13 protein-coding genes and 1 pseudogene are annotated in these 13,507 nt (G+C 56.8%); all 14 read left to right on the forward strand.

The window, feature by feature from the left end; translation table 11 throughout:
* The first annotated feature begins 148 nt into the window (after positions 1 to 148).
* The 14 genes and pseudogenes from MJA45_RS12980 (at position 149) to MJA45_RS13045 (ending at position 13,491) form a co-directional block, all read left to right on the forward strand.
* Positions 149 to 754 (forward strand): Sak single strand annealing protein, encoded by a 606-nt coding sequence (locus MJA45_RS12980; protein WP_315607668.1) that lies wholly within the window; start codon positions 149 to 151, stop codon positions 752 to 754.
* Between the two features lie 144 nt (positions 755 to 898).
* A complete protein-coding gene (locus MJA45_RS12985) occupies positions 899 to 1,582 on the forward strand; it encodes a metal-dependent hydrolase (RefSeq protein ID WP_315607669.1) in 684 nt (227 codons plus the stop codon).
* Between the two features lie 33 nt (positions 1,583 to 1,615).
* Positions 1,616 to 2,086, forward strand: a complete 471-nt coding sequence (locus MJA45_RS12990; protein WP_315607670.1) for a low molecular weight protein-tyrosine-phosphatase — start codon at positions 1,616 to 1,618, stop codon at positions 2,084 to 2,086.
* Complete coding sequence (locus tag MJA45_RS12995) at positions 2,083 to 2,604, forward strand: mismatch-specific DNA-glycosylase (RefSeq protein ID WP_315607671.1); 522 nt, start codon at positions 2,083 to 2,085, stop codon at positions 2,602 to 2,604. The genes MJA45_RS12990 and MJA45_RS12995 overlap by 4 nt, the downstream gene beginning before the upstream one ends.
* 238 nt (positions 2,605 to 2,842) lie before the next feature.
* Positions 2,843 to 3,436 carry a MerR family transcriptional regulator gene (locus tag MJA45_RS13000; RefSeq protein ID WP_315607672.1) on the forward strand — a complete coding sequence of 198 codons (594 nt, stop codon included), beginning with the start codon at positions 2,843 to 2,845 and terminating at the stop codon, positions 3,434 to 3,436.
* Positions 3,437 to 3,603: 167 nt separating this feature from the next.
* Positions 3,604 to 3,825, forward strand: coding sequence for an alpha/beta fold hydrolase (locus MJA45_RS13005; protein ID WP_315607673.1), 222 nt, complete (start codon positions 3,604 to 3,606; stop codon positions 3,823 to 3,825).
* A pseudogene (locus MJA45_RS13010) lies at positions 3,798 to 4,406 on the forward strand (alpha/beta fold hydrolase); the annotation flags it as partial. The gene MJA45_RS13005 and the pseudogene MJA45_RS13010, both read left to right, overlap by 28 nt.
* Positions 4,397 to 5,239, forward strand: coding sequence for a patatin-like phospholipase family protein (locus tag MJA45_RS13015; RefSeq protein WP_315607674.1), 843 nt, complete (start codon positions 4,397 to 4,399; stop codon positions 5,237 to 5,239). The pseudogene MJA45_RS13010 and the gene MJA45_RS13015, both read left to right, overlap by 10 nt.
* A 104-nt stretch (positions 5,240 to 5,343) precedes the next feature.
* The gene (locus tag MJA45_RS13020) at positions 5,344 to 7,152 is read left to right on the forward strand and encodes an ABC transporter ATP-binding protein (RefSeq protein WP_315607675.1); all 1,809 of its coding nucleotides are present in this window, start codon (positions 5,344 to 5,346) and stop codon (positions 7,150 to 7,152) included.
* On the forward strand, positions 7,109 to 8,950 hold the full coding sequence (locus MJA45_RS13025) for an ABC transporter ATP-binding protein (RefSeq protein ID WP_315607676.1): 1,842 nt from the start codon (positions 7,109 to 7,111) through the stop codon (positions 8,948 to 8,950). Before MJA45_RS13020 ends, MJA45_RS13025 begins: the two co-directional genes overlap by 44 nt.
* A 10-nt stretch (positions 8,951 to 8,960) precedes the next feature.
* Positions 8,961 to 10,136: a trans-sulfuration enzyme family protein gene (locus MJA45_RS13030; RefSeq protein ID WP_315607677.1), complete on the forward strand. Its 1,176-nt coding sequence runs from the start codon at positions 8,961 to 8,963 to the stop codon at positions 10,134 to 10,136.
* Positions 10,133 to 11,527 carry a Sapep family Mn(2+)-dependent dipeptidase gene (locus MJA45_RS13035; protein ID WP_315607678.1) on the forward strand — a complete coding sequence of 465 codons (1,395 nt, stop codon included), beginning with the start codon at positions 10,133 to 10,135 and terminating at the stop codon, positions 11,525 to 11,527. The genes MJA45_RS13030 and MJA45_RS13035 overlap by 4 nt, the downstream gene beginning before the upstream one ends.
* Positions 11,528 to 11,605: 78 nt before the next feature.
* Positions 11,606 to 12,682 carry a glycoside hydrolase family 172 protein gene (locus MJA45_RS13040; RefSeq protein ID WP_315607679.1) on the forward strand — a complete coding sequence of 359 codons (1,077 nt, stop codon included), beginning with the start codon at positions 11,606 to 11,608 and terminating at the stop codon, positions 12,680 to 12,682.
* Between the two features lie 26 nt (positions 12,683 to 12,708).
* Positions 12,709 to 13,491 carry a phytanoyl-CoA dioxygenase family protein gene (locus MJA45_RS13045; protein WP_315607680.1) on the forward strand — a complete coding sequence of 261 codons (783 nt, stop codon included), beginning with the start codon at positions 12,709 to 12,711 and terminating at the stop codon, positions 13,489 to 13,491.
* The last annotated feature ends 16 nt before the right edge of the window (positions 13,492 to 13,507 follow it).

Consider the following 13,507-nt stretch of genomic DNA (forward strand, 5'->3'; position numbering starts at 1 on the left):
TCGATAGTTAACCTCATAAATGATTTGAAAAAATCTAGCAAAAATCTTTGTTTATCTCTTCCATTAAGAACAAATGTTTGTTATAATATATATATGAGTATAGCAGTTGGTGATAGACTAAATTGAACCATAAAGGAGACAACCATAGATGACGACAGCCAAGACCGCCGCCTCCCGTTCGAAAGACAATTATTTTACTGAGCTGGCCAGTATTGATGTCTCGGAGCACATTGAGAAGAAGGGCAAATTCTCTTACCTGAGCTGGGCTTGGGCGGTCGATCAGCTGCGCAAGAACGATCCCGAGGCCACTTGGGAAGTGATTCGCTTTGACGGGCTTCCGTATCTGAAGTCCGAATGCGGCTACTTTGTGGAAGTGGCCGTCACGTGCAAAGGCATTACCCTTTCGCAAATTCATCCTGTGCTCGATAACAACAACCGGCCGATCGCCCAGCCGAATGCTTTTCAGATCAATACCAGTATCCAGCGTTGTCTGGTGAAAGCTATCGCTCTGCATGGCTTGGGGCTGTACATTTATGCCGGGGAAGACCTTCCGGAATCCGCCCAGCCGGTTAAGGAAGAAGAAGCCGATCCGTCGGCAAGGCTGAAAGCGAAATTTCAGCTCGGAACCGGAAACGCTGAAGGCTTTGAAGCCTGGATGGAAAAAATGAAGAGCAAAGGCATGACGTTCCCGCAGATGGATTACATCCTGCAGGAAGCGCTGAACAAGAAAGCCGAGGAAAGCAAAGTAAGCTGACCCAGATCTAGATAGAAGCAGAGGGAGAGCAGACCGGACGAACCGGTTTGCTCTTTTTTTGTTGGCAGCGGGAAGGAGGGCGATTTGTGTCGATGGCGTCATTTTGGATACAATGGTAGAGAATAGAGGAGAGGAGGAAGCATGATGAAGCTTACTTATTACGGGCATTCCTGCGTATTGGTGGAGCATGAGGGGAAGCGCCTGATCATCGATCCGTTTCTGTCCGGTAATCCCCAATCGGGAGTGGACCCGTCTTCCCTTCAGGTGGACGCCGTCGTTCTGACGCATGGGCACGGCGATCATTTCGGGGACACGATCGAGATTGCGAAGGCGAATAACTGTCCGGTTATTGCCGTCTTTGAGCTGGCAGCCTACTGCGCATCGAAGGGAGCCGAATCGTATGGCATGAACACCGGCGGCTCCTACACGTTTCTAGGCTTTACGATCAAGATGACCCAAGCCTTCCATAGCTCCTCGGTGCAAGACGGAGACCAGATCATCTATGTCGGCCAGCCCGTCGGCCTCCTGATTACCGCAGGCGGTAAAACGTTCTACCATGCAGGGGACACCTGCCTGTTCAGCGACCTTAAGCTGATCGGCGAGCTGCATTCGATTGATGTCGCGGCTCTCCCTATCGGAGATAACTTTACCATGGGACCCGAAGAGGCCGCCATGGCCGCCCAGTGGGTGAAAGCCAAGCGGATCCTGCCGCTGCATTACAATACCTTCCCGCCCATCCGACAGGATGTCGGCCAATTCGCCGAGCGGCTTCAGAAGCTCGGAATCCGCTGTGAAGCCCTGCAGAGCAAAGAAAGCCTGGAAGTCTAAAGGCTCAAGAGATAAAGGAGCTGGAGAGAAGAGATGATTCGCGTTCTGTTTGTCTGCCTGGGGAACATTTGCCGGTCCCCCATGGCCGAAGCGGTATTCCGGCATAAAGTGAAGGAAGCCGGGCTCGAGAATCGGATAGCGGCCGATTCGGCGGGAACTGGAGATTGGCACATCGGCTCTGCGCCGCACGAAGGAACCCGCGCCTTGCTGGATCGGTACCGTATCGGCTATGAGAGGATGAAGGCCCGTCAGGTGCTGGCGGCCGATCTGAAGGAGTACGATTACGTCATTGCGATGGACAGCAAGAACAAGAAGGATCTGGAGGCTCTGGCCGGGACAGGCCGGGCATGTTCCATTCCGCTGTTCATGGATTACGTGCCCGGCGGGGAGGGCACCGATGTGCCGGATCCGTATTTTACCGGCAACTTCGATGAGGTGTATGAACGGATTGACACCGGCTGCAGCCGGCTGCTCGCGTCCATCCGGGAGAAGGAAGGCTTATGACAGACGCACATGCGCCGGTACCGGATCACATCCGTCCCGGGCTCCGCGTTCTGTTCATCGGCTTTAACCCGAGTCTGCGGTCCGGAGAGACCGGCCACAATTACGCGAACCCGAATAACCGGTTCTGGAGAATTCTCCAAGGGTCGGGTCTGACTCCCCGCTTGTACCGGCCGGAAGAGGATGGAGACCTGCTGGAGCTCGGGTACGGCTTCACCAACATTGTCGCCCGGCCGACCCGGGCCGCCGATGAGATCACCCGCGAGGAATACCGCGAAGGGCGGTCTCTGCTTCGGCGCAAGCTGGAGAAGGCCAAGCCCCGGGTGGCTTGTTATGTCGGAAAAGGCGTATATGAAGAGTTTAGAGGAAGCCGGGGCCGCATCCCTTGGGGCTTTCAAGAGGAAGAGACGGTTAATGGGGTTAAAGACTTCGTCGCCCCTTCCTCCAGCGGGCTGGTCCGGATGAAGCTCGAAGAGATGATCGACATATACAAGGAGCTGGAGGCTTATCTAAACGGATAAGCCGGCTGTCTCCGGCTTCCATCCCGGCTGGTCTGCTCTCCGACAGCCGGGTTTTTCTTTTTCGACGCAAGAAGCGGTTGTCCGGGGAACGGGGAAATCCGTCAAAATAGAGCACTTGTGGAAGATAAACGGGGTTTTCCACTTTGTTTAGCGAACGCTGACTACCTTTGTCGGCCTTGCAGGGAATGGGTTCGCCGGCGCGAATACGTTTCTGTAAAGACCGAGGAGGGTGATGACGATGACCACCGCCGTGTACAAAACGAAGGAAGCGGCCGCCGCCTTGAACGTCAGTCCCACAACGATTAAACGGTGGGCTTCACATTTCCAGGACCGTTTCCGCAAAGACCACTGGGGCCATTATTATTTTAGCGAGCCGGATCTTCAGGAGCTTGCCTACATTCAGAAGGAGCTTGATCGGGGGGCCAGCTTAAACCGGATCGAACTGAACAATAGGGGCGTGAACCGGGAGGAAGCATCCCCCGCTCCCGCCCCCACTATCGTTTCGGAAGAGGTCCTTGAGGCTGCGGGCTCCGGCCTATCCGAGCTGCTGATGACAACCACAGTCCAGCTGAACGGCCGTCTCGACGCGATGGAGCACAAGCTGGCGGAGAAAGCGGGCACGGTCGTGTCCGTGCAGCTGCTCCAGCACCGCAAGGAGCTCGACGAGCTGAGAAGCTCGCTGCACCAGCTTTCGCAATATGTCGAGGCGATCGACAAATCCCTGTCGCACCTGCAGAAGCTGGCGGAGCCGGCTCCCGTGGCCGCGGCTTACGCCGGCCCGCCAAGGACCGAGAAGCGCAAGACGCTGCTGGCCAGCCTCCTGCATTTATAAAGGGCATCCGTTACAAGGAAAGCCCCGTCTTCCTTATCCCGTCCGGCATCTTGCCGGACGGTTATTTGTGTTGTTGATGGATAGAGAACCCATAAATGACAAACCCTAACCGGAAGGAAAAGGAAAGAAAGATAGGAAATCTTCTTGAAAGAGATGGAGGGGGCCTAATGGAGAATAACGGAAGCGCAGGCGATCTCCACTGCTCCATCCGGGGGTCCGGCATCCCCCTTCTCTTCGTGCATCCCCCCGTCCTGCCGGGGACAGTCTTTGAGAGGCAGGTGAGCGAGCTGTCGCCCTTCCTGCAAACGATCGTACCGGATTTGCGCGGACACGGACGAAGCGCTCCCTCCCCGGGGGGTGGAGCTTCGCGCAATCGGCCGATGATTTAAGGCGGCTTCTTGACGAAAAGCAGCTCGCAACCGTCTACCTGTGCGGGTATTCGGCGGGAGCCTCCATTGCGATCGAATTTATGATCCGTTACCCCGACCGCGTTTCTGGAGCCATTCTGATAGGAGCGCTGCCGGAAATGAAGAAGGGCCTGCTCGCCAACCTGATCAAGCTCGGGGCCGCAATAGCCCGGCTGGGAGGTTTGCCGCTTCTCGCTTTTCTCGGGACCTTGCGGAATGCCCAGGATCTCTCCATGTTCCGCCGGCTGTTCTTCGACTCCCTCCGGACCCATCCGGCAGACGCCCGGGCCTACTATCTAAATTATTTGCATTATTCCTGTGCGGACTGGATGTCGTCCCTGACAAAGCCCGCTTTGTTTCTGTATGGAGAGAAGGACATCCTGTTTGCGCCCTATGGCAATTCTTTTGCCGAGGCTGTCCCAATCGCTCAGGTGCGTTATTTGCCTGCAGCCGAGCACGAGCTTCCCGGACGGTGGAGCCGGGCGTTGAACGAGCAAATCTGGAGGTTTATTCAAGCCGTCGAATCGGGAGAATTTCCGGGGGAGGAAAGAGAATGGAGGTAGGCTTGGCACTGGCCGGGGGCGGCGTTCCGGGTTCGGTATCCATCGGCGTGATAAAAGCCTTGGAAGAGGAGGGAATCCGCATCACTCATGTCGGAGGGGCAAGCTCAGGAGCCATGATCGCCGCCTTGTATGCCTATGGTCTCACACCCGATGACATGACGGAGGTCGTTCCCCAGCTTAACCGGAGGTATCTGGATTTTGACTGGAAGGCGGTCATGATGAAGGTTCTGTTCTACCGTCCTTACCTGGAGGGCTGGCTGAAGGGCAAGAGGCTTCATGACTTGATCGCCAAGCTGACGGAAGATTCTACTTTGTCGCGTTTCCGTATTCCCTGTGCGGTAATGACGACGGACCTGAGCCGCGGCGAGCCGGTTCTCTTCTCCAACTCGGCCGTAGAAGGCTATTCGACGGAAACCGAGGCGCTCATCGCCCAGGCCGTTCAGGCGAGTTTCTCGATTCCCGTTCTGTTTCAGCCGGTGCGGTGGAAGGACTACGTGCTGGTGGACGGAGGGGTGTTGAACAATTGTCCGGTCCGGATCGTCAAGGCGATGGGAGCCGCCAAGGTGATTTCGGTCGACCCGGTCACCCCGTTCGTAACCCGCCGCACCTTCTCGATTCCATCGGCTTATGCCGTGTTCAACCAGATTGTTAACCTGACCCTCCAAGGGCAGATGAGGGAAGAGCACCGTCATTCCGACATCGCCCTGTATCCTTCCGTAGGGGAGGTCAGTGCTTTTGATTTCGGCAAGGTGAATCACTGCATTGAGATCGGCTACCGGTACACCAAGGAACGGATGGAGGGTATCATACGAAAGCTGCAGGAGCCGACGTAAAAATAACTAATAAAAAGTAAAGGTCTTCCTATGGGAAGCGCCTCCCGTATTCTCTACAATGGAGTACGACTCAGAAGAAGCGCGAAACCGAAGGGAGGCGCCCCGTGGAAATATTTAAGGCGCTAAACGAATATTACCGGGACGAACGCAAGACCATTGCATTAGCCGTCTTATGCCTGACGCTGAACACCGCCCTCGGCCTTGTCTATCCTCAATTGCTCCGCTATCTGATTGATGTCGTTATCGGGGAGAACCGCTACGGGCAGGTTCCTTTTCTGGCCCTCTTCGTCATCGTACTGATCAGCGTGAAGGCGTTGTTCGGCTTCCTGTACGGGCATATCGGAGGGCGAGCCGGGAACCGGGTGGCGCTTCGTCTGCGGAACGCCCTTTACCGGAAGCTGCAGAACCTGTCCTTCACCTTCTATGACCGTTCCAAGACCGGAGACCTGATGTCCAAGCTCACGGCCGATCTGGAGCAGTTCCGACACTTTGTCGCCTGGGAGTTCGGGCATTTCATCAATTTCTGCTCCTGCATCATTCTCGGCTCTTTATTCATGATCACGATCAATTGGCAGCTGACGCTGATTGCGATGGTCACCATGCCGGTCATCGGCTTTATGGCGGTCCGGTTTCAGGACCGGATCCATCCCGCCTTCCGCTCCATTAGGGAGGCGCTCAGCCGGATGACCTCGGCCGCCCAGGAGAATATCTCCGGGGTGCGCACGGTCAAATCGTTCGGCCGGGAGTCCTTCGAGGTGGAGAAGTTTTCCGAAAGAAATCGTCTGTATCAAGATAAGAATATTGAAACCGCCTACATTTGGTCCCGGTACTTTCCGGCCATGGAAATGACCGCGAACCTAAGTCTCGTGATTCTGATGGGTGCGGGCGGTTACCTGGCCCTGCATAAAATGCTCACCATCGGGGAACTGGTCGCTTTCTTCGGCATGATCGGCTTCATAATCGGTCCCCTATGGTCGCTCGGTTACCACATCAATGTCTATACGCAGACGAAAGCGGCTGCCGAACGTCTGGTCGATCTTCTTCAGCAATATGAGCATATCCGGAACAAGCCGGACGCCTTAGCCGTACCGGAGGACGGGTTCCGGGGGCATGTCCGCTTCGAGGAGGTTTCGTTCTCTTATGACGGCGTTCACCAGGTGCTGAACGGACTGAACCTGGATGCTCCCCCGGGTCATATCGTCGGAATGCTAGGCGGAACCGGCTCTGGCAAAACGACGGCGGTTCTGCTGCTCATCCGGGCCTATTCGGTCAAAACGGGCCTCCTCACGATCGATGGAAAGAAGCTGGAGGACTACCGGCTCGAGCAGCTGCGGGAACGGATGGCCGTTGTCTTCCAGGAAACGTTCCTCTTCTCCGCCACCATCTGGGATAATATCGCTTACGGCCTGAACGAGGCGACCATGGAGCAGATCATCGCGGCCGCCAAGCTGGCCCAGGCGCATGACTTCATTACAGAGCTACCGGCCGGCTACGATACCGTTGTAGGCGAAAGGGGCTTGGGCTTATCCGGCGGCCAGAAGCAGAGGATCGCCATTGCCCGGGCGCTTATCCGCAAGCCCCGGATCCTCATTCTGGATGACGCCACGAGTGCCGTGGATATGGAAACGGAACATGAGATCCAGATGGGGCTTCGCACACTGCGCGGCACGACCGTCTTCATAATCGCGCACCGCATTTCCTCGCTGCAGCATGCCGATGAGATCCTCGTTCTGGAAGAGGGGACCACGGTTCAGAGGGGCACGCATGCCGAACTGCTGGGCAAGCCGGGACCTTACCGGGAAACCTACCGCATCCAGTATGCCGATTATTTGGACGATCAGCAGGCAGAAGCGAAGGGAGGGCTGTATGATGAGTCAACCGAAGCTCGCCGAGACCAGGCCAGTCCGGCCTGAAGTCCGGACTCCGCCGCGGACGAGGTTCATTTACCAGGACGACGAGGAGATGGAGAAAGCCTTCAACTGGGCCCAGTTGTGCCGCCTGCTCCGTTACCTGATGCCCTATCGCCGCCAGGTCATTCCCTTGACCGTCCTGTTCACCCTTCTCGGAACGGTGACGAAGCTGTCCATTCCGCTGCTCATCAGCTGGTCCATCGACAAAGCGTTAATGAAAGGCAACGGGAACCTGCTCGTAATCTATGTGGGATGCATGCTCGTCCTGTACGCGGTTCAATGGGGAGCGAATATGGGGAGGATCCGGCTGACGAGCGTCATGGGGCAGAGGGCTATCTACGATCTGAGGGCGGATCTGTTCCAGCATATTCAGAAATTATCCTTTCGTTTCTTCGACAAGCGCCCGGCCGGCTCCGTGCTGGTGAGGATCACGAACGACGTTAACGCTTTGCAGGATCTTTTCGCCAACGGGGCGGTTAATCTGCTGATCGATTGCATCCAGCTGACCGCGGTCATCATCATTCTGCTTTTTCTGAACGTTAAGCTGGCTGTGGCGATTATGGTGGTGGTGCCGCTGATGTTCATCGTCTCCCAAGCCGTTCGCCTGCGGATCCGCCGGGCCTGGCAGGGAGTCCGGACGATCCAGTCCCAGATGAACGCCCACCTCAACGAATCGATCCAGGGAATCCGCATCACGCAGGCCTATACCCAGGAGCAGCCGAACATGCGGTATTTCTCGGAGGTGAATGAACGGAACCGGCTGAATTGGAACCGGGCACTCTCGCTTAACATGAGCTTCGGACCCTTGATCGAGATAACAATGGCTGTCGGAACGTGCATCCTATTCTGGTATGGTTCCCATCAGGTTCAGTCCGGCGCCATCACGATCGGCTTGCTGGTCGCCTTTGCGAACTATATCGGAAGCTTCTGGGAGCCCATCAACCGGCTCGGGGGCATGTATTCCCAGCTTCTGGTGGCGATGGCTTCTTCCGAGCGTATCTTCGAATTCATGGATGAACTTCCGGGCATTGACGAGAAGGACGATGCCGTGGACCTGCCGCCGATTCAGGGACGGATCCAACTGGACCGCGTACACTTCGAGTACGAGCCGGGAAGGCCCGCTCTCAGAGGGGTGAGCCTCACGGCCGAGCCCGGTCAATCCGTGGCGTTTGTCGGCCATACCGGCTCGGGCAAGAGCACCATCATCAATCTGATCTGCCGGTTCTACGACCCGACCGAAGGGAAAGTTAGCATCGACGGCTACGACCTGCGTGACGTCACGCTGAACAGCCTGCGGAAACAGATCGGCATCGTGCTGCAGGATACCTTCATTTTCTCCGGGTCGATCCGGGACAACATCCGTTTCGGCAAGCTGGAGGCCACCGATGAAGAAATCGAACGGGCGGCCAAGGCCGTTCATGCGCATGATTTCATCGTCAAGCTTCCGAACGGCTATGATACCGAGGTCGAGGAGAGAGGGTCTGTGCTCTCCATGGGGCAGCGGCAGCTGATCTCGTTTGCCCGGGCTCTGCTAAGCGATCCGCGTATTCTCATTCTGGATGAGGCGACAGCCAGCATCGATACCGAAACGGAGCTGAAAATTCAGGAAGCCCTAAAAACATTGCTGGCCGGGCGAACCTCCTTCCTTATCGCGCACCGGCTGTCGACGATCCGGAACGCCGACAAAATCATCGTCATGGATCACGGAGTCATGAAAGAAGAGGGAAATCACGCCGGCCTGATGGAGCGCCGCGGGCTTTACTACGGGTTGATTCAGTCGCAGTACAAATACCTGTCCTAGGAGTGGGGAAATGGACGATCGTCAAAGCTTAGAGGGTTGGACGAAGGAAGACATCTGCGCGCATCTTGGGGATGATTACGACCGGTTTCACGGGGCCGTCGTTCCTCCTATCTTTCAGAACTCGCTCTTCACACGCAAAACGGTCAATCACGGCTATACCTACACGCGCGTAACGAATCCCACCACCGAGGTGGCCGAGAAGAAGCTGGCCGCATTAGAGGAAGGGGAGGAGGCCAAATGCTTCGCTTCCGGCATGGCGGCTATTACCTCGGCGCTTTTCAGTGTTCTGGAACAGGGGGACCATGTCCTATGTCCGAAAAGCGTCTATGCCCCGACACGCGGATTTCTCGAAATCTATCTGAACCGGTTCGGGGTGGAAGCGACCTTCGTGGAATCGGAGTCGGTGGAAGCCTTCGAGCAGGCCATCCGCCCGAATACGAAGGTGATCTATTTGGAGAGCCCCGTATCCAATGTATTCAGCCTCCAGGACTTGTCCGAGCTGTCCCGGCTGGCCAAGGCCTATGGCCTGACGACGATTGTCGACAATACATGGGCGACCCCGATGTACCAGAACCCGATCCGCTTCGGAATTGACCTTGTCGTGCATTCGGCGTCCAAATATTTAGGCGGACACAGTGATATCATCGGCGGGGTCATCATCGGCAGGAAGGAGGCGATGACCCAAATCATGCACCGGGAAAGAGGCATGCTGGGCGGAATAATGGATCCTCATCAAGCGTGGCTGCTGCTGCGCGGGATCCGTACACTGCCCCTGCGTATGCGGGAGCACCAGGCAAACGCCATGAAGGTGGCGCAATTTCTGGAGAAGCATCCGGCGGTCTCCCGGGTCTATTATCCCGGCCTTCCGAGCCACCCGCAGTACGAGCTCGGCCGCCGGCAGATGTCCGGCTGCTCCGGGCTCTTGAGCTTTGTCCCGAAGGGACGCGGCGAACAAATCCACGCTTTCATGAAGGGACTGAAGTTCTTCGAAGAGGGGCCTAGCTGGGGAGGCTTTGAGAGCCTGATCAACTCTCCCGGCTTGGGGATTTCGGAGGAAGCGTCCCGGCTTACCGGGATTCCATCGGGTCTTCTCCGGATCTCGATCGGCTTGGAGAAAGCCGAGACGCTGATCGATGACTTGGACCGTGGGCTCTATTCCCTCAGCAAAGGACGGGAAATCGGATGACGGGCAGCAGACTCATGGAACGCTACCGGGACGAGATCGTTCATCACATTTCGGAACTTGTCCAAATCCGGAGCGTGCAAGAAGAGGGAGAAGCTGGGAAGCCGTTCGGATCGGGGGTCAACCGGGCGCTGGAGTATATGCTGGACTTGGCCGCCTCAATGGGATTTCGGACGAAGAACGTAGACGGGTATGCCGGTCATGCGGAGTATGGAGCCGGCGATCGCCTAACCGCCGTTCTCGTCCACTTGGACACCGTTCAGGAAGGGGAAGGCTGGACCTATCCGCCCTTCGGAGGAACGGTGGAAGAGGGGCGGATCATAGGCAGAGGAGCCTCGGACAACAAAGGACCGGCAGTCGTCGCCCTTTATTGCCTGAAGGCCATCCGGGACCAAGGCATCCCCATCCGCAGCCGGATCCGGATCATTTTCGGAACGAACGAGGAGAGCGGGATGAAGGATCTCGATTATTACTTCTCCAAGGAACCGCTACCGGATTATGCGTTCGTTCCCGATGCCGGCTATCCGATCTTCAACGTGGAGATGGGAAACGCGAATGTGGCGGTGACCTGTTTTCTGGATAGGCAGAAGGAAGAAGAGAAGCTTCGAATCGACAGTCTGACGGGAGGAGTGCCGATGGTGCTTGTCCCGGAGAAATGCGAGGTCCGGTTCCGTTCCGGTCACTTCCCGGAGAGCGGCTGGCAGGCTGTCGCAGCCGGTTCCTCCAATGTAACAGCCTGGCGGAAGGAAAACGGAGCGGCGGTCCTAACGGCTGACGGAAAAGCGGCGGGGGAGCCTCGCAACGCGATCGCCGACCTGATGAAGGGGCTCGCCGCTCTTCCCATGAAGACGGACGCGGATCCAATGATTGCCTTCTTGAACGACAAACTCGGTCATGAGACGGACGGGAGGCTGCTCGGCATTCACCGCAGCGATGAGGTCTCCGGCTCCACGGTAGTCTTTCTGAAGCAGATCTATACGGAGGGAGATCTCCTTACCGCGGTGATCAATATCCGGTACCCGGTGAAGGAGGATGGCGACCGGCTGCTCGGCCTCGTCGCGGATCAAGCGGAAGCCTATGGGCTGCAAACGGCCATCCTCCGCCATCTCCGGCCGGTTTATGTTCCTCCCGAGCATCCGGTTATCCGCATCTTAAGCCGGGTGTACGAGAGAGTGACCGGAGAGAAAGCGGTCCTTCTTAGAATGGGAGCCGGTACCTATGCCCGCAAGCTGCGGAATAACGGAGTCGCCTTTGGGGCAGGTCTGCCGGGAGGAGTCGATACCCATGTGCATCGGCCGGACGAATTTGTCCGCATCGAGGATATGATGAGGCATGCGGACATTTCCTTTCAGGCCTTACGAGAGCTGTCCTCCGAGGAAACAGAGCCTTGTTGACAAGCTCTTTTGTAAACGGATTCATTGCCGTAACAGGGAATAACCCATACTTGCTATCCGAGAGAGGAGAAAGCCGTTATGCTGGGCAGCCAATCCTTAAGCACGCTTTACCGATTGGGCAGCGGAGTGCGCAGCCGCCGGCATGCGTCCTACGACAGGACGGGTGGAAACTATGACAATTGGAAGATCCGGGCTGGAGAAACGGTTACCCTCGGCCAAATGTCGGGCCCGGGGATAATCAAGCATATATGGTTGACGACCAAGGAAGATAATCACAACCTTCGCGGCCTTGTCCTCCGGATGTATTGGGACGGGGAGGACACGCCATCGGTTCAATGTCCGCTCGGGGATTTTTTCGGCTTGGGTCATGGGAAAGCCGCTTATTTCGAGTCGCTGCCGCTTCAAGCGTCGTATTTGGGCTTGAACGCCTGGTTTCCGATGCCTTATGAGAACGGAGCGGTGATCACCGTGACGAACGAGATGGAGTCGGATTCCTTTCTCTATTTCTATATCGATTACCAGGAGATGGACGCGCTTCCGGAAGCATGCGGGCGCTTTCACGCCAATTGGAGAAGAGAGCTGCTCCACACTGCCACGGAGGAGCAGGGGCCGAATGCGAACGGCACCGTTCAAGCCCTGAACTTGACGGGACGGAACAATTATGAGGTTCTGCGGGCAACCGGCAAAGGCCATTATGTGGGCTGCGTGCTCCACATCGATACGGACGAAGCGGGCTGGTGGGGGGAAGGAGACGACATGTTCTTCCTGGACGGCGAGAAGTGGCCGCCCACGCTTCATGGGACGGGTACCGAGGATTATTTTTGCGGGGCCTGGAACTACAACAAACTGGAGAAGCCGTACTGCACCCCTTATTACGGCTACCATTTCAAAGGAAATAACGATTACACCGGCAAGCACTCCCAATACCGGTTCCATCTCGAGGATCCGATTTATTTCGAGAAGTCGTTACGGTTTACAATCGAGCATGGACATGCGAACGACCGCCAGGGGGATTGGAGCAGCACGGCTTATTGGTACCAAGTCGGGCGTACCTCGCCCTTGCCTGATCTGGGGAGCTTCGACTCGCGGATTCCTTATGCCTTCGGCGGCTTGGAGCGTTGGCCGGGCAAGGACCGCAAAGACCTGCCGCGTTAGAAACCAATATGGAGGAGCGGATAAGCATGAACGCACAGCTTACGCAAGCGAAGGATCACTACGATCAGCAGGGGTACGCGGTATTCCCGGATGTACTGGATGAAGGCTTGGTTCGGGAGGCGCAGGAGCATATAGCCTGGCTCATGCACAAATATCCGGAGAAGCGACCGGAGCTTCTGACGCACGACCTGGTAGCCAAAGATCCTTTCTGGGTGCGCCTGATCAGCGACGAACGCCTGCTGGATATTGCGGAAGCTTTCATTGGTCCGAATATCGCGCTTTTTGCCTCCCACTATATCTCCAAGCCCCCGTTCGAGGGGCGTCCCGTGCTTTGGCATCAGGACGGCAGCTACTGGCCGCTCGAACCGATGGAAGTCGTCACCCTGTGGCTGGCGGTAGACGATTCTGTAGAGGAGAACGGCTGCCTCCGTGTCATCCCCGGAACCCATACGATGAAACTGCAGCAGATGCGCCGGCGCACGGACATCGAGAACGTTCTGGATTCCGAGGTGGATCCGTCACTAGTCGAGGAGGACAAGGCGGTGGATTTGATTCTGAAGGCGGGGAGCGTTTCCGTGCACAACCCCAACATCATCCACGGCTCCAACGCGAACCAGTCTGCAAGAAGAAGGTGTGGCTTAACCATCCGGTACATCCCGACGACGACCCGAATCAAAACCGACGGGCAGTGGGCGTCCGCCTTCCTGCTCCGCGGAGAAGCCGTCCCCGGCATTAACACGTATCTTCCTTTTCCCCGTTATGTAGAAGGCGAGCATATGCCGTTTCAGGGCTGTGAACAATGGCGTTAACGCTGTATGAGAGGAG

This window comes from Paenibacillus aurantius (genome assembly GCF_032268605.1).
Lineage (GTDB): Bacteria > Bacillota > Bacilli > Paenibacillales > NBRC-103111 > Paenibacillus_AO > Paenibacillus_AO aurantius.